General features: G+C 46.8%; 30 protein-coding genes and 1 pseudogene. 25 read left to right on the top strand and 6 right to left on the bottom strand.

The window, feature by feature from the left end; genetic code table 11:
• Window positions 1-322 precede the first annotated feature (322 nt).
• Window positions 323-553 carry a hypothetical protein gene (locus tag KBW69_RS13015; protein ID WP_257255205.1) on the top strand — a complete coding sequence of 77 codons (231 nt, stop codon included), beginning with the start codon at window positions 323-325 and terminating at the stop codon, window positions 551-553.
• A gap of 76 nt (window positions 554-629) precedes the next feature.
• Here the strand turns inward: KBW69_RS13015 and KBW69_RS13010 are convergent, their stop codons facing one another.
• The gene (locus KBW69_RS13010) at window positions 630-1187 is read right to left on the bottom strand and encodes a hypothetical protein (RefSeq protein ID WP_257281133.1); all 558 of its coding nucleotides are present in this window, start codon (window positions 1185-1187) and stop codon (window positions 630-632) included.
• A gap of 239 nt (window positions 1188-1426) precedes the next feature.
• Between KBW69_RS13010 and KBW69_RS13005 the strand changes: the two genes are divergently transcribed.
• Both KBW69_RS13005 and KBW69_RS13000 read left to right on the top strand, forming a co-directional pair.
• The gene (locus tag KBW69_RS13005; protein ID WP_257281132.1) at window positions 1427-1621 is read left to right on the top strand and encodes a DUF4160 domain-containing protein; all 195 of its coding nucleotides are present in this window, start codon (window positions 1427-1429) and stop codon (window positions 1619-1621) included.
• A gap of 22 nt (window positions 1622-1643) precedes the next feature.
• Window positions 1644-1889: a DUF2442 domain-containing protein gene (locus KBW69_RS13000; RefSeq protein ID WP_257281131.1), complete on the top strand. Its 246-nt coding sequence runs from the start codon at window positions 1644-1646 to the stop codon at window positions 1887-1889.
• Window positions 1890-2085: 196 nt separating this feature from the next.
• Here KBW69_RS13000 and KBW69_RS12995 read toward each other — a convergent pair.
• Both KBW69_RS12995 and KBW69_RS12990 read right to left on the bottom strand, forming a co-directional pair.
• A pseudogene (locus KBW69_RS12995) lies at window positions 2086-2786 on the bottom strand (transposase).
• The gene (locus KBW69_RS12990) at window positions 2716-3171 is read right to left on the bottom strand and encodes a transposase (RefSeq protein WP_257281130.1); all 456 of its coding nucleotides are present in this window, start codon (window positions 3169-3171) and stop codon (window positions 2716-2718) included. The pseudogene KBW69_RS12995 and the gene KBW69_RS12990 overlap by 71 nt, the downstream one beginning before the upstream one ends.
• A gap of 119 nt (window positions 3172-3290) precedes the next feature.
• Here KBW69_RS12990 and KBW69_RS12985 point away from each other — a divergent pair, with 119 nt between their 5' ends.
• The 12 genes from KBW69_RS12985 to KBW69_RS12940 all read left to right on the top strand — a co-directional run bounded on the left by KBW69_RS12985 (window position 3291) and on the right by KBW69_RS12940 (window position 8967).
• Window positions 3291-3695: an ACT domain-containing protein gene (locus KBW69_RS12985; protein ID WP_257281129.1), complete on the top strand. Its 405-nt coding sequence runs from the start codon at window positions 3291-3293 to the stop codon at window positions 3693-3695.
• Between the two features lie 244 nt (window positions 3696-3939).
• Window positions 3940-4107 carry a hypothetical protein gene (locus KBW69_RS12980; RefSeq protein WP_257281128.1) on the top strand — a complete coding sequence of 56 codons (168 nt, stop codon included), beginning with the start codon at window positions 3940-3942 and terminating at the stop codon, window positions 4105-4107.
• Window positions 4108-4220: 113 nt separating this feature from the next.
• Window positions 4221-4490, top strand: a complete 270-nt coding sequence (locus KBW69_RS12975; protein WP_257281127.1) for an IS3 family transposase — start codon at window positions 4221-4223, stop codon at window positions 4488-4490.
• Window positions 4487-4567: a hypothetical protein gene (locus tag KBW69_RS23805; RefSeq protein ID WP_373690696.1), complete on the top strand. Its 81-nt coding sequence runs from the start codon at window positions 4487-4489 to the stop codon at window positions 4565-4567. The genes KBW69_RS12975 and KBW69_RS23805 overlap by 4 nt, the downstream gene beginning before the upstream one ends.
• A 48-nt stretch (window positions 4568-4615) precedes the next feature.
• A complete protein-coding gene (locus KBW69_RS12970) occupies window positions 4616-4906 on the top strand; it encodes an integrase core domain-containing protein (RefSeq protein ID WP_257281126.1) in 291 nt (96 codons plus the stop codon).
• A gap of 54 nt (window positions 4907-4960) precedes the next feature.
• Complete coding sequence (locus tag KBW69_RS12965; protein ID WP_257281125.1) at window positions 4961-5725, top strand: hypothetical protein; 765 nt, start codon at window positions 4961-4963, stop codon at window positions 5723-5725.
• A gap of 147 nt (window positions 5726-5872) precedes the next feature.
• The gene (locus KBW69_RS12960; protein WP_257281124.1) at window positions 5873-6172 is read left to right on the top strand and encodes a hypothetical protein; all 300 of its coding nucleotides are present in this window, start codon (window positions 5873-5875) and stop codon (window positions 6170-6172) included.
• A gap of 50 nt (window positions 6173-6222) precedes the next feature.
• Entirely contained in the window at window positions 6223-6939 is a 717-nt protein-coding gene (locus KBW69_RS12955; protein WP_257281123.1) for a hypothetical protein, read from the top strand.
• Window positions 6940-7308: 369 nt separating this feature from the next.
• Window positions 7309-7707 carry a group II intron maturase-specific domain-containing protein gene (locus KBW69_RS23800; RefSeq protein ID WP_373690694.1) on the top strand — a complete coding sequence of 133 codons (399 nt, stop codon included), beginning with the start codon at window positions 7309-7311 and terminating at the stop codon, window positions 7705-7707.
• Window positions 7708-7885: 178 nt separating this feature from the next.
• A complete protein-coding gene (locus KBW69_RS12950; RefSeq protein ID WP_257281122.1) occupies window positions 7886-8200 on the top strand; it encodes a type II toxin-antitoxin system HigB family toxin in 315 nt (104 codons plus the stop codon).
• Window positions 8197-8622 carry a type II toxin-antitoxin system HigA family antitoxin gene (locus KBW69_RS12945; protein WP_257281121.1) on the top strand — a complete coding sequence of 142 codons (426 nt, stop codon included), beginning with the start codon at window positions 8197-8199 and terminating at the stop codon, window positions 8620-8622. Before KBW69_RS12950 ends, KBW69_RS12945 begins: the two co-directional genes overlap by 4 nt.
• A 135-nt stretch (window positions 8623-8757) precedes the next feature.
• Window positions 8758-8967, top strand: a complete 210-nt coding sequence (locus tag KBW69_RS12940; RefSeq protein ID WP_257281156.1) for a transposase — start codon at window positions 8758-8760, stop codon at window positions 8965-8967.
• Window positions 8968-9090: 123 nt separating this feature from the next.
• Here KBW69_RS12940 and glnD read toward each other — a convergent pair whose 3' ends face one another.
• Window positions 9091-11826 (bottom strand): [protein-PII] uridylyltransferase, encoded by a 2736-nt coding sequence (gene glnD / locus KBW69_RS12935; protein ID WP_257281120.1) that lies wholly within the window; start codon window positions 11824-11826, stop codon window positions 9091-9093.
• 90 nt (window positions 11827-11916) lie between these two features.
• Entirely contained in the window at window positions 11917-12717 is an 801-nt protein-coding gene (map, locus tag KBW69_RS12930; protein ID WP_257255309.1) for a type I methionyl aminopeptidase, read from the bottom strand.
• A gap of 438 nt (window positions 12718-13155) precedes the next feature.
• Here map and rpsB point away from each other — a divergent pair, with 438 nt between their 5' ends.
• Complete coding sequence (gene rpsB / locus KBW69_RS12925) at window positions 13156-13947, top strand: 30S ribosomal protein S2 (RefSeq protein WP_257255308.1); 792 nt, start codon at window positions 13156-13158, stop codon at window positions 13945-13947.
• Here the strand turns inward: rpsB and KBW69_RS12920 are convergent.
• A complete protein-coding gene (locus tag KBW69_RS12920; RefSeq protein WP_257255307.1) occupies window positions 13934-14059 on the bottom strand; it encodes a hypothetical protein in 126 nt (41 codons plus the stop codon). The genes rpsB and KBW69_RS12920 overlap by 14 nt on opposite strands.
• A gap of 82 nt (window positions 14060-14141) precedes the next feature.
• Here KBW69_RS12920 and tsf point away from each other — a divergent pair, with 82 nt between their 5' ends.
• From tsf to KBW69_RS12875, 9 genes are all read left to right on the top strand, one after another.
• Window positions 14142-15008, top strand: coding sequence for a translation elongation factor Ts (gene tsf / locus KBW69_RS12915; RefSeq protein WP_257255306.1), 867 nt, complete (start codon window positions 14142-14144; stop codon window positions 15006-15008).
• Between the two features lie 266 nt (window positions 15009-15274).
• On the top strand, window positions 15275-16015 hold the full coding sequence (gene pyrH, locus KBW69_RS12910; RefSeq protein WP_257255305.1) for a UMP kinase: 741 nt from the start codon (window positions 15275-15277) through the stop codon (window positions 16013-16015).
• On the top strand, window positions 16008-16565 hold the full coding sequence (frr, locus tag KBW69_RS12905; protein ID WP_257255304.1) for a ribosome recycling factor: 558 nt from the start codon (window positions 16008-16010) through the stop codon (window positions 16563-16565). The genes pyrH and frr overlap by 8 nt, the downstream gene beginning before the upstream one ends.
• Before the next feature lie 334 nt (window positions 16566-16899).
• Window positions 16900-17673: a polyprenyl diphosphate synthase gene (uppS, locus tag KBW69_RS12900; RefSeq protein WP_306670929.1), complete on the top strand. Its 774-nt coding sequence runs from the start codon at window positions 16900-16902 to the stop codon at window positions 17671-17673.
• Entirely contained in the window at window positions 17667-18467 is an 801-nt protein-coding gene (locus KBW69_RS12895) for a phosphatidate cytidylyltransferase (protein ID WP_257255302.1), read from the top strand. The genes uppS and KBW69_RS12895 overlap by 7 nt, the downstream gene beginning before the upstream one ends.
• A 2-nt stretch (window positions 18468-18469) precedes the next feature.
• Window positions 18470-19657, top strand: a complete 1188-nt coding sequence (gene ispC, locus KBW69_RS12890; RefSeq protein WP_257255301.1) for a 1-deoxy-D-xylulose-5-phosphate reductoisomerase — start codon at window positions 18470-18472, stop codon at window positions 19655-19657.
• Window positions 19658-19812: 155 nt separating this feature from the next.
• Window positions 19813-21189: a sigma E protease regulator RseP gene (rseP, locus tag KBW69_RS12885; RefSeq protein WP_257255300.1), complete on the top strand. Its 1377-nt coding sequence runs from the start codon at window positions 19813-19815 to the stop codon at window positions 21187-21189.
• A 47-nt stretch (window positions 21190-21236) separates the two neighbouring features.
• Window positions 21237-23552 (top strand): outer membrane protein assembly factor BamA, encoded by a 2316-nt coding sequence (bamA, locus tag KBW69_RS12880; RefSeq protein WP_257255299.1) that lies wholly within the window; start codon window positions 21237-21239, stop codon window positions 23550-23552.
• Window positions 23553-23973: 421 nt separating this feature from the next.
• On the top strand, window positions 23974-24471 hold the full coding sequence (locus KBW69_RS12875) for an OmpH family outer membrane protein (protein WP_257255298.1): 498 nt from the start codon (window positions 23974-23976) through the stop codon (window positions 24469-24471).
• Window position 24472: the final 1 nt, after the last annotated feature.

The following is a 24472-nucleotide window of genomic DNA, read 5'->3' as shown; positions in this document are numbered from 1 at the left end:
ACCTTTGCAGTCAGACTGCCTCCGCACAATCCCTCGCGGGATTGCACTTGCCTTAAGCTAGTGGTTATCATCGGTTGGCTTATTAGGCGCAAGATCCGATGCTGGTTTACCCACAGGGGACTTTCACCCCATAAGTTCATGCCCATGCCGGGCGTACCAAAAAGTTCCAGTTCGTTCCGGGGCTGCGCCCCTCCACCCGACCGCCTTCGGCGGCGGCTGAAGCAGGCGTGTGTGCCGAGCATGGCACTTAACTAGAGAGGTGAAAGTCCTCTTACCAGGTATTCGCAGAGCCGAAGGTTAGCGAAAGGGTAAGCGGTAACCCATGGGTGCGAAATCCAAACCTCAGTCGACAGAGATTGATCATATCCGTAATACCCTGACTGACGTAGTTGACGGCCTTGGTCAAACCCGTAGTGAGATGCACCAGAGATTTGACCAACAGAGCAAAGAAACCAGCGAACGGTTTGACCAGCAAGATAAGCGCCTTGACCAGCAAGGTTCTGATATTGCCGCTATCAAAGAAATGCTCCAAGCCTTACTCTCCCGCCAATAACCACGCCACCTTACAACTCACTTGACGGGGACCGCTACGCTGCCCCTCAGCTTTGCGGTTATGTTGCACAAAGTAGTCACTCTTTACTAATTTTTTCTCCATAGCATGCATTGCATATAATCTCTTCATCTGCTCTGAATGTATTCTTGCTAGTTTTCTTTTCTTTGCAACAAGAACATATGAAAGGCGATGCTTTAATGGTTTTTACTCTTTTATATCGATCTTTCGCACCAAGTAAAGAAGTTTCTTCCTTCCTGTTAGATGGATATTCACACGCGCCTGCAAAACAATTAGGTTCTGCTATTGAGGAAGCTGTACTTTGTTCGCAAGAGGAATATTGACACCCTTCGGAAACAACACCTTCTTCATTAACTTGAAAAATAATGTCAGAACTATCTTCTGTTGTTACTGCGATATTTGTAATATAGCCATGAGATGGATTATAAAAAGAATCATTTATGATTAAATTAGTTATTGACTGTAAGCGCAAATCTGTAGGCGTAATAACCTTTAAAAAATTAATATCTTTTATAGCAATATTTCCATCTTTAAGAAATATTTCAATACCGTATGAGTTCAAAGCAAAAGAGTTCAAAATAAAAACCATTGCTAAAGACAGGATACTTTTACGCATTAGAAACCCCTTAAACTTTAAGCATCGAATTATAGAAACATAACAAATGATTTCAGTTCGTTCAGTGGCTTCGCCACTCCACCCGAACGCCTTCGGCGGCGGCTGAACCAGGCGTTAGGCGCTAAAACAAAAATCGAAAAAATTGAACGAATCAGCTATCTTATGACTCATAATCATATGATCTCAGACGAACATCAATATTTTGTTTTCTAAATGATCTAACCATGGGAGTGCTCAGATTGCCAACTATTTTAAGAATCGGGCCATACAGGTTTTTCTTCTACTCCAATGAAAATGGAGAACCTGCCCATATTCATATTCAGCGTGACAAAGCTCTCGCAAAATTCTGCTTAAAACCTGTCATGCTTGCAAGCTCAACAAGATTCTCTGCCAAAGAGATAAGGGAGCTTCAAAAGCATGTAGATAAAAATTAAGATAAATTCTTGGAGGCATGGAATGAATACTTTAAAGGTTGAGGCGCACCCATTAGCTCAAGATGTTAAATTTTCTGAATCTGAGCTAATTGTTAGCTTGGTTGATGGCAGAGTTATACTCGTACCAATCTCTTGGTTTCCATCTCTTTCAAATGGAACCAAACAACAACTCAACAATTGGGAGTTGCTTGGCGAGGGGGATGGTATCCATTGGCCTGATCTTGATGAAGATTTGAGTGTTAAAGGTCTCTTGCTCGGTGTCCACTAAAAATCCTGCTAAGTGCAAATCACGCCTAACCTGCATATTGCATCACCACGTCTGAACTGCTGACGTTTAGTCCATCAGTTTCTGTCGGGCAGTCATTTTGGAAGCTTTCAGCCTTTAAAAGCCATTTTTTCAAAATTCAGACATAACTCCCCCTTACCCCATTGTTTATTCCGTGCCGGGAACAGCACATTCCCCGTTATCCAGGAACCAGCTTCCTCGTCAGTTCCAGAAACAGCTTTTGATCGGGAAAGCTGCTGCTCATATGGATGCTGGTCCGACGAGTGTTGCGGACAGTCACGGCACCTATTTTCAACAACTGGTTACGCAATGTAGGCATCTGGGCACGAGCAAATTTCGTGCGCTTGTGGTAACCGCTTCTTAAGTATTCCAGCAGTACATAGGCCATTCCAGACATCAGTAAACGAAACTGGTTTGACCACCATTTATGGCAACCGGTGCGGTCAGAGAACAACCATTGCTGTTCTTTTATCGGTTTTCCATGTCACCACGCATACAGTAGCATCTGTCGTATAGCCATTTAGCAGAACCCTTCAGGTTAGTAACAACATACCGTGTATTGTCTGCCTTGATTGTGAACTCAGCTTTTACATCTACTTTACGCTCTCGCTTTTTCCAGCTCTTGGCTGCGTAGCTGAGCGTGGCGAAACAACGCTGTTTCTCTCTGGTTTCCTTGAAGCCCATGGCAGCCCGATGTCGAACATCCAGCGACAACGCATTTAATCGACTATTTGTGCCAATGCCTGCGATGTAATCGACGTTGCTCCGCTCGCACCAGCTTAATATCTGAGACCGACAAAAGCCGCTGTCACCCCGGAACAAGATTTTTTTTGGGCGGCTTGCGGAATGAAGCAAGAAACTGCTCAATGAGAATCTCATGCATCTGGACAGCCTGTTCCCTGTTTGCGTGCTTTTCAAAGCGACAGAGCGTTGATTGACTGGCCAGTTGATGCTCAGAATCTGTAGCTGTTTGCAGAGCCAAGTCATAGCGAAGCTGTTGGTGATCATTCAGATCTTCGTAGCCTAAAACCAGAACATATAGGCGCTGTTTGACGACGGTTTCCGTTTTGTGCAGGCAGCGGGCAGTGTCTCTCGGATCGTTGATGATTTTGGCAAGAGCTTTCGATAACTGAAGTTTCCTATCAAGTGGTCGGAGCAAAAGCTCCCCGCCGTTGGAGGTGATGTCGCCACCAGTAAAATCAGCCTGAACCTGTCGTGATTTACAGCGTGGAAAATGAGCGATATTGGAGGTACAATTTGTCATGGGCGATTTGGTAGTTATTGTCGGTGTAAGCAACTGAATTATAAAAAAACCATCTCGCCCTTCTTCTTTATCGTGCAATATGCAGGTTAGCCGTCATAACAACATCGAGATGTATCGTAATGACAGGAATAGTAGATCTTGAAAGACTTCTGGAAAGTATGAGTCCTGTGTTAGTTGAAGGTGAGTTTGTATTTTGCAATGTAACAGGTCAACTGTCCGAATATATATACTTAAATCCACTTGCTACTTTCACTGAATTAGAGGGCTTAACATTGGTTTTATCCAAAAGCTCTGCAGAAAATGCTGACATTAGTTTTGAAAATACCTACAAGCAAATCACTTTAACTGTGCATTCAAGCTTAGAGGCTGTTGGGTTAACTGCAATAATATCAAACAAACTTGCGTCAAAAGGTATCAGTGCGAATGTAATTGCAGCATATTTTCATGATCATGTTTTTGTTCAATCGGAAAAGGCGCAAGCCGCATTGGCTGCTCTGCACGAAATATCGGTGAAAAACGGCTAACAAGTTCAGTCAAAGGGATGTGAATCTCCCCCGTTTTAGTGGACACTCAAATCTAACTGAAACGGTGACCACGTGCCTGCTTATCAAACTGGGAAAAAACTCGCCAGTACACCAGCGTATTTAAAGTGTCGCCTGTTAGAATGACCATTGGACTCAACAAAATGGTAAAGGATGTCGTTGAGCTCTCGACATTCATCCCTATATGTTGTTTCGTTGGCGCAAGGAATATTTTGAGAGACAGCTCGTGGCTGATGAGCGCAAAGTTAAGTCAACTCCATCTGATGTACATTCCGAGCAAGGCCAGCTGCGCCAGTTGAAAGAACGGATTGCCGAACTTGAACTGGAGAATGACCTGCTAAAAAAATGGCAAAGGTTCCTTGCGGAACAACGCAGGAAAAATTCTCGTTCATAGCCCGCTTTAAGGATCGCTTTGGCGTTCAGAGGCTTTGTCAGAGGTTCAATGTATCCAGGAGTGGTTTATATGCCTGGAATATCAGAACCCCTGGTATCCGACAGCAGTCTGACGTGAAGCTGTTAAAGCGAATTACTGCCCTGTTTAAAAAATATAAAGGTCGCTATGGCAGCCCCAGACTCTTCAAGACTCTCAGACTGCAAGGCATTTGTGTGAGCAGAAAATGCGTTGAACGCATGATGATAAACGCAGGTCTGGTGGGTCGTAAAACACGCATCTATCGAAGAAACCATTGTCGCCCCGTGTGGACGAGCCTGCAAAAAACGTCCGCAAAGACCTCGCCAAACCCACAGCTATCAATCAGTATTGGGTCGGAGATGTGACATACATAAAAGTGCGAGGGCAGTGGTGTTATATGGCTGTTGTTATCGACCTCTACTCCCGCAGTGTGCTTGGCTAGTCACTTAAAAATCATCGAATCGCCAAGCTAACCAGAGTAGCCTTGTTGATGGCCGTCCGAAAACGTCGACCTGAGCTATGGCTGGTGTTCCACATTGACATGGGCGTTGAGTATCGTGCCACAGAGATACAGAGACTGCATAAACGCTATGGCTTTATTGCCAGTATGAATCGACCTGGGCGTTGTAGTGATAATGCTGAAATGGAGTCCTTTTTCCATACCTTGAAGGGGGAGCTCGTGACCGAAGAGACGTTCTGGAATATCCATCATCTTCGAGATGCTATAGCAGGGCACATTCAGCATTTTTACAATCGAGCTCGATTACACTCAGGTTGCTAATTCTATAACTGCTACTACTCTAAAGATTTTAAGATTGACTGAGGTTAAAGGTCGATGAAACGTCAGTATTTATTAACTTTCTTACTCTCTTTATTAGTGTTTTCAAGTGAATCTTTCGCAATAAAAATTGTAATAAAAAGCTCATCTGAAAAAAGTCATGCAGTTACTCCATATTATCATTTCAATTTTTTCCCTGTTTTGATAAATGGCATTGACTATGATTTTTTTGGAGGCCAAAGTACTCCTTTGGAATCATTTGCCCGACAAAGGATAATGTTTGAGTTCGATGATGAAATGGAAACTTGTGAATTACCTTCTAATGTAAATGACCGTTTTTTTGAACTAATGGCAAGTGGTTGGAAAAATATATTTAAATACGATGATGGTGAGTTGCTTGGAAGAGGAATGCTCGCTACAAGATTCCCCCCTAGCAGTGTCGTACTGATATTTGTTGCAACGGGGGAGATAGTTGATTTATCACAAGTTGCTTCATTCACAAAGGATGTAGTAATAATAAAGCATATGTCAGAGTTAGTAACCTCAAGTCTCAAAGCAGGAGAATTAGTTATCGTTAAAGACATCGCTACTGGCCAATTAGTTGACACACTAATATTTCTGATCGATGAATATTTTATAGGCTGGGACGGTTCAATAGGTGGTTTTTACATACAGACTAAAGAGCAGATTGAAGGAAAACTTAAAAAAGCTGAAGCATTGATGAGTGTAAATTGTACGCATATACAAGCACATATGTACAACACATTAAAAACTGAATTAACCCCGCTTGATACTAATGCCTTGTCATCATACATGAAATAAGCACCACAACCTAAATCGGGAATCACCCCTTCGGGGCGGATCTCCGCACTGCATGCTCCGGCCCCACAGCTTAGCGTTAGGTGTCTCTGTGTCATCTTTCAATGTTTGCTACGCTTATGGCTCACTCAATAAAAACAGGTAGTATCTATGTCACCAGAAGCCAAGGTAAACGCTCTCGACTATGCATTCCACGAAAACAACAAAATTCTTGAAGCTACTCACGGAGTTGACTCCCTGATTCTCAATGAACAACGTGAGAAGTTCAAAGAGGTTGATGCGTTTATTGCAGAACAAAAAGCATTCAATAAAGCGATTGATCGTCGTTTCGACAAAGACGAAGAGTTTTTGATTCAGATCGTGAATCACCTCGCGCAATTAACATGCCACCTAACAACTCGCTTGATGGGGGCAGCTATGCTGCCCGTCAGCTTTGCGGTTAGGCTCTAATCAAAGCTCATGCAATATTTCATCATCCTTAGCTCTAGAAGATTTTTAAAATGCAAAGCACATACCCTGAGTACGATCAAATTCGTGCCATAAGTAAAGATCTTAACAGCAAGCTTTTTAAAGCGCTATCCGGATCAGAAATGAGGATTGCAGCTCGTCCATTTGGTTTGATAAAGAAAAATAAGCTTATTATAGAATCTTATGTAGAAATGGATCAATATACTGATTATGCTATCAACGACCATTTTGATCAAAATGGAAAAAATGTTGTTATTAGATGTTTAGAAAACCCTACATATGAAAAAACGAATATTGAAAAAATAATCCTAAAGTCACTCCTGTCGTCAAAGTCTTCCTTGTTTGAAATCATTGAATCAGATTATCAAAGCTCAACTATAAAAATAAAAGATTTATTTTCTGATAGTGAGTTCCTGATAACCGATAGGTCGTTCAGCGCATCCCCAAATGCTTGTGATTATTTGATGTTCTCTAGAATACTAGTATTCGAAGAATTCAATATGACATCTGGAGCACCTATGATTTTCCACAAAGAAATGAAAGAAATAATTCTTGGCAAATACAAACGAATAATGAAAAAGATTCCACTAGCAAAGGATCGATCAAAACTTTATGTTACTTTCTTCAAGTTATATAAAAAGTGCGGGCATGAAAACATAGCATACACTGGAGCAAGAGCCTGGCAAGTGCGTGGTGTCAGCAGCAAGCTTCAGACCCATCACCAGCCAAAGAAATCAGAAAAAAGCTAAAGCTTTCTCAATCTGCTTTTGCTGGTTTTATGGGTGTCAGCATAAGAACCATACAAGATGGGAACAAGGGCGTCGAAACCCTCAAGGTTCCGCAAAAGCCCTGCTAAGAATTGCTGAACAATGCCCTCAGGTTTTTCAAGAACTGAGATAATCCGAACAAAGGCATAACAAATGCGTGGAATTTGTACAGCCCTGACGGGCTCCACCCGACGCGCATTCGGCGCGCGGTTGAGGCAGGCGTGTGTGCCGAGCATGGCACTTAACTAGAGAGGTGAAAGTCCTCTTACCAGGTATTCGCAGAGCCGAAGGTTAGCGAAAGGGCAAGGGCGTGAGCGAAGCTTTCTGGACATTACGTTCAGCCGACGAGAAATGAAGGTTAAAGTCAGCGCGAAAGCACTGATTAAACTGAAACAGACCGTCAAACAGCTGAGCCGTCGAACGAGAGGTCATTCAATAAACCAGATAATCACAGAATTAAGAAAATCCCTGCTTGGTTGGAAAGCGTACTTCGATATATCTGAAGTGCTGAGTCCTCTGCGAGATCTGGACAAATGGATTCGACGCCGATTGCGATGTTATCTTTTGAAGCAATGGGGAGGGAAAGGCTACAGAGTGCTTAGACGATTAGGCGTGAGTCAGTACCTTGCATGGAATACAGCAAAGTCAGCACACGGAGTTTGGCGTTTAAGTGGCAGTCCAGCCTTAACCCAAGCATTGCCGAATAGATACTTTAGAAATCTTGGTCTGCCTTCATTGGCAGAAAGATGAAATGAAAGTGATTTGAAACGCCGTGCTACGTGATCCGTATGGCCGGTGTTGTGGGAGGAGCAGAGTTGTGAGACTCTGCCCTATCCCGATTATGCTCCTATACAAATCATTGAGTTCACAATTTGTAAAGTTCTATTGTGCGTGCTAGAGTTCACAATAAGTGAATGTAGAGGCTTTTATGCACGTTATCTCAAGAAAGCCGTTTAACGATGCTACAAATAAGTATCCAAACGATGCTACTGCGATAGAAGCAGTCTATAAGTCATTGAGAAATGGTGATTTTCGTAGCCCGAATGAGTTGAGATCACTATTCCCCAGTTTGGATAATTTCAAGTACAAAGATAAATGGTGGGTAGTAGATATTGGTGGCAACAACCTTCGACTCATAGCTTTCATTGAGTTCAGGGATTGCAGAATGTATGTCAAACACATCGTCTCACACGCTGAATACGACAAACTATGTAAAAAGTACGCAAAGGAGGCTGGTACATGAGATACACAAATCTAAAGCAAAAGGCTGTAGACTTTTTCTCTGAAGCAGGCTTTGTAAGTCGCATTCATAGTGAGGAAGAGTATGAGCAAGCTCTGGAACTGATGGAAGAACTAATCGAAGATTACGATAAATATCTTCCTCTAATTGAAGTACTCTCTATCTCCATTGAAAAATGGGAAGATGAGTCTGAGGGTTTCTCGGATTTCAATAAAAGGGTTGAAGCTCTGGATGATGGTGTAGCTGTTCTAAGAACACTAATGGATCAATATCAGCTAAAAGCTGATGATTTAAAAAGTGAACTGGGAAGTAAAAGTTTGGTTTCAATGATTTTGAATGGTTCAAGAAATTTAACCAGGGATCATATTCAGGCTCTTTCACAACGCTTCAAAATATCGCCGTCTGTATTCTTCAGCGGAGCATAACAAAAAATTCCAGTTCGTTCCTGGCTTCGCCCTATACCCAACTGCGCCTGCGGCGCAGCGGCTGAAATTGGCTTTAGCCCGCATATTGCACGATAAAAAAGAAGGGCGAGATGGTTTTTTGTTTGTACCTCCAATATCGCTCATTTTCCACGCTGTAAATCACGACTGGTTCAGGCTGATTTTACTGGTGGCGGCATCACCTCCAACGCCGGGGTGCTTTTGTTCCGACAACCTGATAGGAAACTTCAGTTATCGAAAGCTCTTGCCAAAATCATCAACGATCCGAGAGACACTACCCGCTGCCTGCACAAAATTGCCGGTGCTCTCTTAACGAGTAGAGTCTGATAAGTCATTACTGATCAGGTCATGAAAAAAGCGTGCACAAGCTGTTGATGCTGTCGTGCTCAGGCTCCTGACAGGCGCAGGCACACCGCGCACAATTGAGTCATAAACAGCTTGCAACACTACTTAATGCTGACTGGAAGCTAAAGCTTTCTGAAAGTGGATGACATCTTGTTCGGAGGCCTGTTGCAGTACCTGCTTTAGAGTCTGGCAGATATGCTCGGCAACATCGGGATCGCTGATAGGCTGATGGTTTTTATCTGTGATAAAGAAGCTGTCTTCGAGTTTTTCCCCAAAGGTGGCTACCTTGGCATTGTGCACTTGCAGTTCCAGATCCACGAAAGTTCTTACGACTCTGGCCAAAAGCCCGGGTCTGTCGGTTGCCTTGATCTCAAGCAGTGTCTTTTTAATCCCAGGCAAGTTACTGATGGTAATCTGGGGCTCTTTGGCAAAGTGTCTCAGTTGTCTGGGGGTGCGCTTCTGTGCTGCATCTGGCATTTGCCGGGGGGCACTGAGGATTTGTTGCAGGTAACTCTGAATCTGCATAATGCGTGATTCATTATTGCCGATAGCAGAACCATCTTCTTCTAATACCGTGTAAGTGTCCAGGCTGAACTGATCGCTGGAAGTGATGATTCTTGCGTCCTGAATACTGATGTGCAGATAGTCGAGTCCGGCTACCGTCGCAGCAAACAGATTGGGGCGGTCAGGCGCATAAACAAAAATTTGTGAACCACTGTGTTCCCTGTCAGTGTCGGTTTCACGGGTCAGAACCAGGGGGGGTGTTCCCTCGTGAGCGAGAATTCCCCGGGTATGCCAGGCAATTTCATGGGGGTCATGACGGGAAAAATAGTCATCATCCAGAGTCTCCCAGAGTGACTGGATCGATTGGGTGTCCAGATTGTTGTCAGCCAGAAGTTCGAGAGTCTCCTGCTGAATGTCCTGCAGTCTTTCATCACTGTCAGGCATATTCTCTATGCCGTACTCCAGAACCTGCCGGGTCTGACTATACAGTTGTTGCAATAGAGAAGAGCGCCAGCCATTCCATAACTCAGGGTTGGTGGCATTAATGTCGGCAACAGTGAGCAGATAGAGATGATTCAGACTGTTCAAATTACCCACTTTACGGGCGAAATCCTGAATGACTTCAGGGTCTGACAGGTCTTTTTTCTGGGCTGTGGTCGACAGGGTGAGGTGCTCGCGTACCAGCCAGACAATGAGTTTGGTGTCTACACGACGCAGGCCGTGTCTTCGGCAGAATACTTCGGCGTCAACTGCGCCCAGCTGGGAGTGGTCACCTCCACGACCCTTGCCAATGTCGTGATAAAGTCCGGCAACATAGAGCAGTTCGGGTTTTTTTATGTCATGGATGATTCGAGAAGCAATAGGGTATCGTTGCTTGTTTTCTTCGTAACGAAAGCTGCGCAGATGCTTTATCAGTAATAGCGTATGAGCGTCGACTGTGTAGGTGTGGAACAGGTCGAATTGCATCTGTCCGATTATGCGGCCAAACTCTGGCAGGTAGCGGCCAAGGATCCCAAAACGGGCCATTCTTCTCAAGCTGATAGTCAATCCGTAGGGTGCCTGCAAAAGCTGAAGGAATAATTTTGCACATCTGGGATCTTTTCTAAACTGGCTGTCAACAGTGTGACGAATATCGCGCAGTAACCGGATGGTTTCAGCCCTTGGGCCAAGAATATCCGGGTCTCGGGTCATCAGGACAAACATTTCCAGAATAGCTGGCGGGTGATCAGCGAATACCCGGTCATGGGTGACTTCAATATACTGATTATGTATCTGGAATCGCTCATTGATCGGGGTTATCGTCTGCGGTTTGTCTGCATTCAGGATCTTGTCATCAAAATGTTGGAGGATCAGGTCTTTGAACTGGCCAACGATTAGAACCGTGCGGAAGTAGCTTTGCATGAATTGTTCAACCGCCAGTGAGCCCGGGTGGTCCTGGTAACCAAACTGTTCAGCCAGTGATCGCTGATGGTCAAACAGAAGTCTGTCTTCGCCCCGGCCTGTGAGTGTATGCAACGCCCAGCGTATTTTCCAAAGGAACGCCCGGCAGCGGATCAGTTGTTCGTATTCAGCTTCCGTCAGAAAATTCAGGGCCATAAGCTTGATGGGGTCCTGAGTACCAAAATGACGTCTTGCCGTCCAGCCCAGCATGTGTAGATCACGGATGCCGCCGGGTGAGCCTTTTATGTTAGGTTCCAGACTGTAGGCAGTGTCAGCGTACTTTTTATGCCGGGCTTTCTGTTCGTCAAATTTGGCCTGAAGGTACTGATTACTGGGCCACATGTGGTGGATGTCGATCTTCTCCTGAAGTTGTTTATTCAGGTTTTCAGGATCGGACAGGGGGCGAGCTTCCATGAGGTTGGTGATGATCGTCAGATCACTTCTGGCCTGTTCAGTGCATTCTCTTAAGGATCGGACGCTGGAACCTACTTTTAAGCCGATGTCCCACAAAGTCGTTAGAAAAGCTTCGATTTCAGACTGATGGATCTGGTACTCGTCACTCTCCAGAAGAATCAGAATGTCGATATCGGAACCGGGGTGAAGCTCGCCGCGGCCATAACCCCCAACAGCGAGCAGGCTGATGTGTTCAGAATCGTCCCAGGCAGACTGTTCCCACGCTGTGATAAGAATCTGGTCTATGAGCCAGGTGTGGCTGTAAACCAGCTGATCAATATTGACTTCTTTACTGAACCATTGGTTCAGCGTTTCCCTGCCAGACTGAATAGTGTTTTTGTAAAGAGGGATGGAGGGTTGGTTGCTCAGAGCGGCAACAAATGCGTCTTTATCAAACAGTTGGGCTTTAAACTGGTCGGGAATCTGTGGGCTTGCGTGATTCATAATAGGTCCTGGCACTCCGTCGCTAATAAAACCGGCCCGCACTCTTTATAGGTGAGATTTTATTGATAAGATGAGCGAGCCATTCAGGGATCAAAAGGGAAGCGTCTCTTCACTTCTGAGAGTCAGTATTTCGACGCCGTCAGCGGTAACAAGAATGGTGTGCTCCCACTGGGCAGAAGGGCGACGGTCCTTGGTGACCGCAGTCCATCCATCTCCCAGGAGTTTGGTAAACTTCTTACCAGCATTGATCATAGGTTCAATGGTGAATGTCATGCCTTCCTGCAGAACGCAGTCGTTATGATCGCCATAGCCGTCATAATGAAGGACTTGAGGGTCTTCGTGGAAGACTCTGCCGATACCGTGGCCGCAATACTCTTCAACTACTGAATAGTGATTGGCGTGAGCATGCCGGGCGATCACCCGACCAATATCACTTAACTTGACACCGGGCCTAACGATTTCAATGCCCTTGTAAAGACATTCCTGAGTGACTTTGACCAGTTTTTCAGCAAAAGGTTGCGAACTGCCTACCAGAAACATCTTGCTGGTGTCACCGTGATAACCGTCTTTGATGACAGTGATGTCGATGTTGAGCATGTCGCCATTTTTCAGGGTTTTCTTGTCGTTGGGGATGCCGTGACAGACAACGTGGTTAAGGGAGGTGCAAATCGATTTTGGAAAGCCGGGGCGGCCGGGAGCTGCACCATAGTTCAAGGGTGCCGGGATAGCCTGCTGTTCATTAACGATGTAGTCGTGACAGATACGATCAAGTTCACCAGTAGTAATGCCGGGTTTCACATGGGGAGTGATCATCTCCAGTACATCAGCAGCAAGCTTGCCGGCGACGCGCATTTTTTCAATATCTTCAGAGGTTTTGATCGTAACTTTCATTTCAAATGTTCTTTGTAGGGCGCGGGAAATACCGAGAGTGCTTTGCAGCGAGTGACCTTATGACGACAGAATAATAGGGTCGTTTTTCGCTCATGGCGGTTTACTTAAGCAGCTTTCCCGGGGCTTTACGGATTCACTTGCTGGAATTCTAACAGAAAAGAAGGGAGAGTTGGCTATCGTAAAGTAGAACCGGTTTCCATGGAGTTGATGAATCTTCCTTCTAAGAAGTCTTCTGGCTATGAATCAACATTCGATTGTGGTATAAAACTGCGTCCTCGTGTTCAGGGTTGCCTGACTGCGAGGTTTTTATTTATTTTGTAACCAGAACTCACATACACCGACACATGATTCAGGGTGCCCTGGCTATCAGCGAAAGCTGATCATTGGGTCGAACTCATGGGGTGTGTGGAGGCCTAACCCTGTAACAGGAGATTTCTCATGGCTCAAGTCACCATGCGTGACATGCTCAAGGCGGGTGTGCATTTTGGTCACCAGACTCGTTTCTGGAACCCAAAGATGAACAAATTCATCTTTGGTGCTCGCAACAAGATTCATATCATTAACCTTGAGCACACCATGCCTGCCTTCAATGAAGCGATGAGCTTCATTCGCAAGCTTGCCGAAGGTAAGAACAAGATTCTTTTTGTTGGTACCAAGCGCGCTGCCGGTAAAATCATCCGTGAAGAAGCTGCTCGTTGCGGTATGCCTTTTGTGGCGCATCGCTGGTTGGGTGGTATGCTGACCAACTATAAGACCATTCGTCAGTCGGTCCGTCGTCTGCGTGATCTGGAAGCCCAGGCTGAAGACGGTACTTTCGAAAAACTGACCAAGAAAGAAGCCCTGATGCGCCGTCGCGATCTGGAAAAGCTGGATCGGTCTCTGGGTGGTATCAAGGAAATGGGTGGTCTGCCAGACGCGCTGTTTGTTATCGATGTTGAGCACGAGCGCATCGCTATTCAGGAAGCCAATAAATTGGGTATCCCTGTCATTGGTATCGTTGACACCAACTCCAGCCCTGAAGGTGTTGACTACGTTATCCCAGGTAACGATGATGCGATTCGCGCTATTCAGCTTTACATCAAAGCTGCTGCAGATATTGTCCTCGAAGGTCGTGCGGCAGCCAACACAGGCACTGAAAGCGAGTTTGTAGAAGTTGAAGCAGAAGCTGAAACTGAAGAAGCAGCTGAAGCCAAGGCTGATGACGGTCAGGAAGACGCTAAGGAAGCGTGATTTCCGGATCGTTGCGAAAAGGGGGCGTAGCCCCCTTTTTCAGATTAAAAAGAGCGTTTGTCACTTTGGGGTGGTCGTTGGCAAGAGCTTCAGTATGCACAAGCTTGTTCATATGTCATAAGCTTGAAGCGCTAAATAAATAAGCTCAAGGCTGCCCTGAACCCCTTATTGAATATTTGCGAGAGGAACCCACCATGGCAGCAATTACTGCAGCACTGGTTAAGGAACTGCGTGAACGCACTGGTCTGGGCATGATGGAGTGCAAGAAGGCTCTGGTTGCTTCGGAAGGTGATATCGAAAAGGCTATTGAAGAGCTGCGTAAATCTGGTCAGGCCAAGGCCGCCAAGAAAGCAGGTCGCACTGCCGCTGAAGGTATTGTCGCCACTAAAGTTGCCGAAGATGGTAGCTTCGGTGTAATGGTCGAAGTTAACTCCGAGACCGATTTTGTTGCCCGTGACGATAACTTCCTGAGTTACGTTCAGAGAGTGGTGGATGCCGCTTTTGATCGTAAGGAAGCTGACGTGGCCAAGCTGATGGAGGGTGAGCTGGAAGAAGCACGTCTGGCTCTGGTACAGAAGATCGGTGAAAACATTGGTGTTCGTCGTATTGAAATCGTAGAAGGCGGCGTGATTGACGCTTACGTTCACGGAAATAAGCGTATTGCTGTTTTGGTCAGCCTCGACGGTGGCAACTCCGAGCTGGCTCGTGATGTAGCTATGCACGTTGCTGCTGTTAACCCTCAGGTGGTTAACAAGGACGATATGCCAGCTGATCTGGTCGAGAAAGAGAAGGAAATCTTCAAGGCTCAGGCAGAGCAGTCCGGCAAGCCAGCTGAAATCATCGAGAAGATGATTGTTGGTCGTATCAACAAGTTCCTGGCTGAAAACAGTTTGACGGAGCAGCCTTTCGTTAAGGATCCTGATGTTAAAGTTGGCGCTCTGGCCAAGAAAGCGGGCGCTACCATCACAGGCTTCGTTCGCTACGAAGTGGGTGAGGGTATCGAGAAAGAAGAAGTGGACTTTGCTGCTGAAGTTCGAGCCCAGGCTGGACTCCAATCCTGATACTGTTAGTACTTAATGGATGGTGTCTGACCTTTCAGTTGAGTAGGCTTAATTGAGTCTGCTCAGCAGGTCTGCAGGTCTGCAGGTTTGCAGGTTTGCCCATATCCTGATGTCTGAGTATTGATGCACTGATGCAAGGTTGTATATGAGTGGCTGAATTTCAGCTGCCAATAGTGCATAAAACTCATTCATTGAGGTTTGGGGTGAGTCGGCAGGCCGTTGGGGACAGGCGCCTTTTCGCCTAACTCTGAATCGGAAAGCTGAAAATGCCGGCAAATGATAGACAACCGAAATATAAGCGCATTCTGCTTAAGCTCAGTGGTGAGGCCCTTCAGGGATCGGGGGACTTTGGTATTGATCCCAGTGTTCTTGACAGAATGGCCCTGGAAATCGGCCAGCTGGTGGGTATCGGCGTTCAGGTTGGTATCGTTATCGGTGGCGGAAATCTCTTTCGCGGAGCAGCGTTGAGTGCTGCTGGTCTTGATCGTGTGACTGGCGATCATATGGGGATGCTGGCCACAGTCATGAATGCCCTGGCTATGCGTGATGCCCTGGAGCGTTCAAACATCAATACCCGTGTCATGTCTTCCATTCCGATGGATGGTGTTGTTGAACACTATGACCATCGTCGTGCAATGCGCTACCTCAATGGTGGTGATGTAGTGATCTTTTCAGCGGGTACCGGTAACCCTTTCTTTACAACAGACTCAGCAGCCTGCCTTCGTGGTATTGAAGTTGAATCCGATGTTGTGTTGAAAGCAACCAAAGTTGACGGTATCTATGACAAGGATCCGGTTAAACATCCTGATGCAGTAAAATTTGAGTCCCTGACCTATGATGATGTGCTTGAGCGCAAACTTGGTGTAATGGATTTGACTGCGATCTGTCTGGTTCGTGATCAGCAGATGCCCGTTCGGGTTTTCAATATGAATAAATCCGGTGCTCTGCTCAATGCAGTGGTAGGTGGCGAAGAAGGAACACTGGTGAGTGGGGTGGTAAATGATTGAAGAAATTAAGCAAGATGCGCAAGAGCGCATGAGCAAGAGTGTTGACTCTCTGGATGGTGCATTTGCCAAAATTCGTACTGGCCGTGCTCACCCGAGTCTGCTGGATAGTGTCCGGGTTTCCTATTACGGCTCCGAGACGCCATTAAGCCAGGTTTCGAACATTTCTACTGAAGATGCCAGAACCCTGGCTGTTCGGGTCTGGGAAAAACAGATGGTGCCTGATGTAGAAAAAGCGATCCTTAAATCTGATCTGGGCTTGAATCCTTCCACTGCCGGTGAGGTGATTCGTATCCCTCTTCCTCCCCTGACTGAAGAGACCCGGAAGGGCTACACCCGTCAGGCACGTCAGGAAGCTGAAAACGCTAAAATTGCTATTCGCAATATTCGTCGTGATGCACTGGCCGACATCAAGGAGCTGGAAAAAGAAAAGGAAATCAGTGAAGACGATGAGCGTCGTGCACAGGACGATATCCAGAAGGTGACTGATAAATACATTGCTGCAGTCGATGCGGCGCTGGCCAGCAAAGAAAAAGATCTGATGGAAGTTTGAGTGCTTCATCTTCTTATTGGTTGCTTATAGACAGTCATGAGCGAGGAAAATCAGTCTGTTTGAATCTTGATGTAGCAGCCTGAATTTAATTGCTAATGCGGTTATAACAGCGTTCTCGTTAGCCCCTCCTCAGGGGCGTGGCTGCATTTCCTTTGCATGACTGCCTGTTGCTCCTCTAAATGTCTTATTTGATCAGGGATGTTGTCTCTCAGGCGGGTCTTTCCGTTCTGAGGCGTTAGGAGCGGCACTTTGCGGGTGTTTGTATTTAACTGTGAACGCCTCCAGGGGGCTGCAAATAAATTGTATTTTCAGATCAACAAAATAGTGAATGGCCATGAAATCGCTAGAGGAAATCGGCAACTTAGAGGGGATACCGGTGAGTAAGTTGCCCCGCCATGTGGCCATCATTCTGGATGGGAATAACCGCTGGGCGAAACGGCGACTGCTTCCGAGTCTTGCCGGACATCGAGCGGGTGTAAAAGCAGTAAGAGGAGTAGTTGAGGCTTGTGGTGAAGCAGGTATTAAGGTTCTGACTCTCTTTGCTTTCAGTAGTGAAAACTGGAATCGGCCGAAGAGTGAAGTGGATGGCCTGATGGAATTGTTCCTGAGGACATTGCGCAAGGAAACTGGCAAGCTCAAAAAAAATAATATCAGGTTGAAAATTATAGGCGACGTAAGTCGCTTTAGCCCTGACATTCAGGCGCAGATTGCAGAAGCAGAAGCTTTGACTGCTGACGGGGCGAAAGTGACCCTGGTGATTGCTGCTAATTATGGTGGGATGTGGGATATTGCTCAGTCTGCTCGTAAGGTGGCTAGCCTGGTGGAGCAGGGTGAGATATCCGCTGACGAGGTTGATGAGTCGTTGATTGGTCAGCATTTGAGTACGGCTGGTATACCCGAGCCCGACCTTTTAATCAGAACCAGTGGTGAGCAGCGTATTAGTAACTTCCTTCTGTGGCAGTGTGCCTACAGCGAATTTTATTTTACCAAAACCTTGTGGCCGGATTTCGATCGCAGGGAGTTTGAGCGTGCGCTCCTGGCTTATGTCAATCGTCAGCGACGATTTGGCAAGACCAGCGAGCAGGTGGAGGCTGAGGCTACGTGTTAAAACAGAGAATTCTCACTGCCGTGTTTCTGGCAGTTATGGCCTTAGGGAGTGTTGTTTTTCTTTCTCCCACCGCTTTTTCGATCCTGATTGCTCTGGTTATTATGCTTGGAGCCTGGGAGTGGGCCAACTTGTCTGGTTTCAAGGACACCGCCGCCCGGGTGGGTTATGTGTTATTGACTGGTGGGGTCTGCTGGTTTGTTAAAGATATGTCAGCCTATATACTGCTGGCTGTATCTGTCGTCTGGTGGCTGGTAGCATTTGCTCTGGTCAAGGGTTATCCTTCTTCCGCCTATTTCTGTCACAGTCGTTTTTTAAGGCTGATGATGGGCTTGTTGACGTTGGTCCCGGCCTGGTTTGCTCTCACAAAACTCAAATTCCATGACCAGCAGGGTTGGACCATCATGCTGGTATTCCTGCTCGTCTGGGCGGCCGATGTGGGGGCCTATTTTGCCGGTAAGGGTCTCGGGCGTCACAAGCTGGCTGAACGGGTGAGTCCCAAGAAAACGATTGAAGGATTAGTGGGCGGGCTGCTGATGTCGTTACTGGTAGCGGCCTGTGTGGGGCTCTACTTTGACCTTTCTTTTGCCCGTGGGCTGGGGCTTTTAGTGCTTTCAATAGTTGTCGTGCTGGTTTCCGTGCTGGGCGATCTTTTTGAAAGTATGCTCAAGCGAGAGCGTGGGATTAAGGACAGTAGTAATTTACTGCCCGGCCATGGTGGGGTGCTGGATCGAATAGACAGCCTGACGGCGGCTGTGCCGGTCTTTACTCTTGCTTTGGTTATCGGTGGGAGTTAAGCATGCAGCAGGTTTGTGTACTGGGCTCAACCGGGTCTATCGGAAAAAACACTCTGGATGTCATTGCCCGAAACAGTGATCGTTATAAAGTAAGGTCGCTGGTCGCATGTCGGAGTCATGACCCGATGCTGGAGCAGGTCAGGGCATTTAAGCCCGACTTTGCTGTAATGTCAGATCCTGCTGTTGCAGACCAGTTGAGGGTGTCGGTTAAAGCTGAAGGAATCAAAACAGAGGTTCTGGGTGGTAGCCGTTCAGTCGCTCAGGTGGCCGCTGATTCAGACGTCGATATCGTCATGGCAGCTATTGTCGGAGCGGCAGGTCTTTTGCCTACTCTGGCTGCTGTCAAGGCAGGCAAGAAAGTCTTGCTGGCAAACAAAGAGGCGCTGGTAATGACTGGTGCGCTTTTTATGGATTCAGTGAAAGAGTCCGGAGCTCAGTTGTTGCCTATTGACAGTGAACACAATGCTATCTTTCAGTGCCTTCCTCATGGTTATCGACAAGGTCTTCAGAGCATTGGGGTTCGCAGGATTTTATTAACCGCTTCGGGTGGTCCTTTCAGGGATATTCCGGTAGAAGCTCTTCCAGCTGTCACGCCTGCCCAGGCCTGTGCTCATCCGAACTGGCGTATGGGGCGAAAAATCTCTGTAGACTCGGCGACCATGATGAACAAGGGGCTTGAGTTTATTGAGGCGTGCTGGCTCTTTGGTGCCCGCCCCTCACAGGTCGAAGTGGTGATTCATCCGCAGAGTATTATTCATTCTCTGGTGGACTATGAGGATGGCTCGGTTCTGGCCCAGATGGGGAACCCGGATATGCGCACACCTATTGCTCATGCAATGGCCTGGCCGGAACGCATCCAGTCCGGTGTAGAGCCACTTTCTCTGGCCGATGTTGGCAGGCTGGATTTTCAGAAGCCCTGTCTGCAGCGTTTCAGGTGTTTGCAGCTGGCTCAGGATGCTGCATCTACTGGTGGTACTGCTGCCGCTATGCTTAATGCAGCCAATGAGGCGGCTGTAGAAGCCTTTCTGGGCGATCATCTTCGCTTTGATCGTATCCCGGAAGTCATTGATGCCACTCTTCAGGCGCTTCAGGTGAAGAGTGCTGGTGATATTGAGCAGGTGCTGGATGCTGATCGAAAGGCCAGGTTACAGGCCAGAACCCAGATTGAATATTGGCACAAGACAGCTTGATGTTCTTAAGGTTTAAATGCATATATTTCACTGTCATTCTGGCGATATTCTATTTACAGTCGTACATTGAATCATAAAACTCTGTCAACTGCTGCTGTCTGGAAGTTCAGGGTCGAGGCAGTCAGTCTGGCGTAACGGAGGTTGGGTAACGCGAAATGATATTTGGAACTTTGCAGACGTTTCTGGCCTTTGTCATAACGTTAGGGATTCTTGTCAGTATTCATGAATTTGGTCATTTTTGGGTGGCTCGGCGATGTGGTGTCAGGGTACTGCGCTTTTCAGTAGGCTTTGGCAAACCACTTTGGAGTCGCACCGATCGTCAGGGCACTGAATACGTGATTGCAGCCATCCCTCTTGGTGGTTATGTCAAGATGCTGGATGAGCGGGAGGGGCCTGTGCCCGAATCGGAGAAGGCGTTCGCTTTTAACAATAAACCGGTCCTCTCCCGGATAGCGATTGTGGCCGCGGGGCCGATCGCTAATTTCCTGCTGGCCATAGCCGCGCTCTGGTTAATGTATGTACTTGGCGTAAAGACCATGCTACCACAGGTTGAGCAAGTATTGCCTGACTCTCCTGCGGCAGTGGCTGGTATTCAGCCTGGAGATGAGATTTTAAGAATCGGTTCGGCAGATACACCCGGGTGGCAACAGGTTAATATGGAGCTTTTGTCGTTTATTGGCGACAATCGTTCTGTCGATGTAACTGTCAGGCAGGGAATCCCCGGCCAAAAGCCGGTAGGGAGTGAAGTCGTCAGGCAGGTGCCTCTGAACGACTGGCTGGTAGGTCAAGAGGATCTGAATCCAGTCAAAGCGCTGGGGATTGTCCCCTATTCACCTCAAATACCAGCCGTTATCGGTCAGGTTGTAGCGGGTGGTGCTGCCGAGCAGGCGGGCCTTCAGACGGGTGACAAAATCCTCAAAACCAATGGTGAGCCTGTACAGGATTGGCTGGCATGGGTTAACCTGATTCGTAGTCACCCTGGCAAAACACTGCAATTAGAAATTGAGCGAAAGGGTAGTCTCCGGAGCATTACCATGACGCCCGGTGAGAAAGAGGTGGAGGGTCAGCTTGTCGGTTATATCGGTGCAGGTGTTCAGTCAGTCTCCTGGCCTGACGATATGATCAGAACCTTGCAATTTAACCCTCTGTCTGCAATTCCTAAAGCCATTCAGGCTACGTCAGCTTTGACGGAAATGACGCTTGAGTCGCTGTGGAAGATGGTTGTTGGCTTGGTTTCGGTAAAAAACTTGAGCGGTCCCATTACCATTGCTAAAGTGGCTGGCGCATCCCTGCAATCAGGGCTGGAGAATTTTCTCTACTTCCTGTCTATGTTGAGTGTCAGTCTTGGGGTTTTAAATTTACTGCCTATTCCTGTACTGGATGGAGGACACCTGTTGTTTTATCTGGTGGAATGGGTCAGAGGAAAGCCGCTGTCTGAAAAGGCTCAGATGGTTGGGTTGAAAATTGGGGTGACTCTGGTGGTCAGTGTAATGATGCTGGCTCTTTATAATGACATAAGCCGGCTTTTCTGATGCGACTACCCAGAGTGAAAAATGAACACGGACTAAGAACGGATTCCATGAAGCGATCACTGTTGTCTCTGCTGATTGGCTCAATGGCCTATGCGTCAGGTGCTAACGCTTTTGTAGTGTCTGATATCCGGATTGATGGCCTCCAGAGGGTTTCAGCCGGTACAGTATTTAATGCTCTGCCCATAGAAGTTGGCGATGATATTGAATCTGTGCAGATTTCCAGTGCAGCTAAATCCCTGTTCCGGACAGGGTATTTCAAAGATATTCAAATGGCCAGAGATGGCGATGTTCTGGTCGTTTCGGTTATTGAGCGACCTTCCATCAGTGAAATTGTCATTAAGGGTAATAAAGCCATCAAGACGGATGATCTCAAACAGGGCCTGAGCAAGTCGGGCCTGGCCGAAGGTGAGATTTTTCAGCAGGCAACTCTGGAGGCTATTCGACTTGAGTTGGAGCGTCAGTATGTTGCTCAGGGTCGTTACGGTGCGAGAATTACCGCTGATGTTGAAGCTCAGCCTCGAAACCGGGTCAAGCTAACGATTAATGTCAAAGAGGGAAAGGTCGCGACCATTCAACATATCAATGTTGTTGGTAACACGGTTTTTCCTCAGCAAGATGTGCTAGATCTGTTTGAACTTAAAGAATCTCACTGGCTTTCATTCTTTGGTTCCAGCGATAAGTATTCCCGTGAAAAGTTATCGGGTGATCTGGAGCGACTCCGCTCCTATTACCTGGACCGTGGTTACATCAACTTTAATATTCGCTCCACCCAGGTGTCGATCAGCCCAGACAAACAAAGTGTCTTTATCACAGTGAATATTGACGAAGGCGATAAATACACAATTAGTGATGTCAAGCTGGCGGGCGACTTAATTATCCCTGAGGAAGAGGCCAAAAGCCTGTTGCTGGCCAAGCCTGAACAGGTATTTTCCCGCCGTGTGATTACCACAACAGAAGAAATTCTGAGCAGGCGTCTCGGTAATGAAGGTTATACCTTTGCCAATGTGACGGGTATACCTACTCCGGATCACGAAAAGAAGACCGTTTCCCTGACTTTCTTTGTTGATCCCGGTAAGCGTGCTTATGTTCGCAGGCTTAACTTCTCTGGAAATACCAAAACCGAAGATGAGGTTCTGCGTCGTGAGATGCGTCAGATGGAGGGGGCTTCTGCGAACACTCAGAAAATTGAGCAGTCCAAGGTGCGTCTTGAGCGTCTGGGTTTCTTCAAGTCAGTCAATATTGAAACACCTCCGGTTCCCGGAACCAGTGATCTGATCGATGTAAACTATACCGTTGAAGAGCAGCCTTCGGGCAGTATTTCAGCCAGTGTGGGTTTCTCCCAGTCTGATGGTCTGTTGTTGGGTGGCTCTATTAGTCAGAACAATTTCCTGGGGACGGGTAACAAAGTATCTGTGGGTCTGAACAAGAGTGATGTCAGCCAGCTTTATAACTTCAGTTTTACGGATCCTTACTTCACCGTAGATGGTGTGAGCCGTGGTTTTAACTTGTACCATCGTTCTTATGATTACAGTGATACAGATATTTCGAACTACGCTGCAGACACGACCGGTGCGAATGTTAACTTTGGTTACCCGATTTCGGAAACTCAGTCTATCAGTATGGGGTTGGGTGTTGATGCTACCAGCATTACAACGGGTTCAGAAACACCGGATTATATTCTCGACTATTTGAAAGAGAATGGTGATAGTTTCACAAACATCAAATCGACGCTGAGCTGGTCTGAAAATGAATTGAATCGCGGCTTGCTGCCTACACGGGGTTATTCTCAGAGCGCCTCGGTGCAGGTGACCATTCCGGGATCGGATGTCAATTTCTACAAGCTCATTTATCGTGGTCAGTACTTCTATCCTTTTACTGGCTCACTGACAGGGCGCATTTCTACCAGAATTGGTTATATTGGAGCCTATGGTGATACCACTGATATACCTTTCTTCGAGCATTTTTATGCAGGTGGCTTTGGCTCTGTTCGTGGCTACAAAGACAACTCTCTGGGTCCTAAAGCTAAAGAGAAGAATGACAATGATTACAACGCCATTGGCGGTGATTTTGTCTTCGAGGGTACCGCTGAAGTGCTCTTCCCTCTGCCTTTTGTAAAAGATCAGCGTTCGTTAAGAACCAGTCTGTTCTTTGATTACGGTAATGTCTTTGATACCAGCTGTCCCAGTGGTGACATCAAGGATTGTTCGCAGCCAGACTTTGGTTCGCTCCGTTACAGTGTGGGTGTGGGACTAACCTGGATTACGCCGCTTGGACCGCTGACTTTTAGTCTGGCCAAAGCCCTCAATCCCGAAGGAGAAGACGAGACTCAGGTGTTTGCGTTCTCCCTCGGTACACCTTTTTAAGAGGCTTTCATGATCTTATTGGGGGCAGCTTGTCGACATTCGCAGCTCTCAATGAGATTGTCAGAAGGCACTATAATGATGAAAGCTGGCCAGATGACTTCCTGTTGGCTTTCAACTTTACTTTCCCCTGACTTTTTCCATGATCTGACAATATAGAATCATGGTTCTGTATACGATAGGTGCCCACTGTTTTTGCCCTAAGAAGCGGTCACTTTTTACTGATTCTATACAAGCACAGTAGTATAAATAGATGCGATATAGTGCCATTTCATTATAATGAGGCGGTTCTCGCATGCCGTTGTAGGGAAGCTCCGAAGCTGTTTTAGAATTTATCGGGTGAGTATTTCAGGCTTCAGAGAGTTTCTGGTATACAGAGGTATACTCAGTTTTGGACTTTGCGTTTTTATTCAGGAGAATGAACTTGAAATCGATCAAATTGGCGTTTGTTGCTCTGCTACTGTTATCTCCGTTAGCGCAGGCACAAAAAATCGCTGTTGTGGATTCAGAGATGGCTGTTCTGGAATCAGACGCAGCTAAAAAGTATGCCAAAGAAGCTGAAAAGACGTTTGCTCCTAAAATCAAGAAGCTCAAAGCACTGCAGGATGAACTCAGAGCACTGGAACAAAAGCTTCAGAAAGACGGTCCCACGCTCACTGAAGGCCAGCGTGAGAGTCGGCAGGTTGAGATCAAGCGTAAGTTTGAAGATCTGCAGCTGCAAGATCGACAGTTGCGTAGCGAAAAAGCCCGTTCTGATCAGACTGAGCTGGGTAAGTTGAGGCCGAAGCTTGAAAAAGCAATCGAGGAAGTGTCTAAAGAGCAGGATTACGATCTGGTTCTGGAGAGAGGTGCTGCGCGTTTCGTCAAGCCCGGGTTTGATATCACTCGCAAGGTAATTGAGCGCATGAACAAGTTGAAGTAAT

Origin of the sequence: Endozoicomonas sp. ISHI1, from assembly GCF_024606225.1 — a bacterium.
Taxonomy (GTDB): domain Bacteria; phylum Pseudomonadota; class Gammaproteobacteria; order Pseudomonadales; family Endozoicomonadaceae; genus Endozoicomonas_A.
The sequence above is the reverse complement of the archived record's forward strand: the minus strand, read 5'-3'. Positions and strand labels throughout refer to the sequence as shown.

Coding starts and splice junctions, on each gene's coding strand:
- ispC (WP_257255301.1), top strand. CDS start 18,470: ATGCAGCAGGTTTGTGTACTGGGCTCAACCGGGTCTATCGGAAAAAAC.
- uppS (WP_306670929.1), top strand. CDS start 16,900: ATGAAATCGCTAGAGGAAATCGGCAACTTAGAGGGGATACCGGTGAGT.
- KBW69_RS12950 (WP_257281122.1), top strand. CDS start 7,886: ATGCACGTTATCTCAAGAAAGCCGTTTAACGATGCTACAAATAAGTAT.
- KBW69_RS12960 (WP_257281124.1), top strand. CDS start 5,873: ATGTCACCAGAAGCCAAGGTAAACGCTCTCGACTATGCATTCCACGAA.
- rseP (WP_257255300.1), top strand. CDS start 19,813: ATGATATTTGGAACTTTGCAGACGTTTCTGGCCTTTGTCATAACGTTA.
- glnD (WP_257281120.1), bottom strand. CDS start 11,826: ATGAATCACGCAAGCCCACAGATTCCCGACCAGTTTAAAGCCCAACTG.
- tsf (WP_257255306.1), top strand. CDS start 14,142: ATGGCAGCAATTACTGCAGCACTGGTTAAGGAACTGCGTGAACGCACT.
- KBW69_RS12990 (WP_257281130.1), bottom strand. CDS start 3,171: ATGACAAATTGTACCTCCAATATCGCTCATTTTCCACGCTGTAAATCA.
- KBW69_RS13015 (WP_257255205.1), top strand. CDS start 323: ATGGGTGCGAAATCCAAACCTCAGTCGACAGAGATTGATCATATCCGT.
- KBW69_RS12970 (WP_257281126.1), top strand. CDS start 4,616: ATGGCCGTCCGAAAACGTCGACCTGAGCTATGGCTGGTGTTCCACATT.
- KBW69_RS13000 (WP_257281131.1), top strand. CDS start 1,644: ATGAATACTTTAAAGGTTGAGGCGCACCCATTAGCTCAAGATGTTAAA.
- map (WP_257255309.1), bottom strand. CDS start 12,717: ATGAAAGTTACGATCAAAACCTCTGAAGATATTGAAAAAATGCGCGTC.
- KBW69_RS23800 (WP_373690694.1), top strand. CDS start 7,309: ATGAAGGTTAAAGTCAGCGCGAAAGCACTGATTAAACTGAAACAGACC.
- rpsB (WP_257255308.1), top strand. CDS start 13,156: ATGGCTCAAGTCACCATGCGTGACATGCTCAAGGCGGGTGTGCATTTT.
- KBW69_RS12965 (WP_257281125.1), top strand. CDS start 4,961: ATGAAACGTCAGTATTTATTAACTTTCTTACTCTCTTTATTAGTGTTT.
- KBW69_RS13010 (WP_257281133.1), bottom strand. CDS start 1,187: ATGCGTAAAAGTATCCTGTCTTTAGCAATGGTTTTTATTTTGAACTCT.
- KBW69_RS12920 (WP_257255307.1), bottom strand. CDS start 14,059: ATGAACAAGCTTGTGCATACTGAAGCTCTTGCCAACGACCACCCCAAA.
- frr (WP_257255304.1), top strand. CDS start 16,008: ATGATTGAAGAAATTAAGCAAGATGCGCAAGAGCGCATGAGCAAGAGT.
- KBW69_RS12945 (WP_257281121.1), top strand. CDS start 8,197: ATGAGATACACAAATCTAAAGCAAAAGGCTGTAGACTTTTTCTCTGAA.
- bamA (WP_257255299.1), top strand. CDS start 21,237: ATGAAGCGATCACTGTTGTCTCTGCTGATTGGCTCAATGGCCTATGCG.
- KBW69_RS12955 (WP_257281123.1), top strand. CDS start 6,223: ATGCAAAGCACATACCCTGAGTACGATCAAATTCGTGCCATAAGTAAA.
- KBW69_RS12985 (WP_257281129.1), top strand. CDS start 3,291: ATGACAGGAATAGTAGATCTTGAAAGACTTCTGGAAAGTATGAGTCCT.
- pyrH (WP_257255305.1), top strand. CDS start 15,275: ATGCCGGCAAATGATAGACAACCGAAATATAAGCGCATTCTGCTTAAG.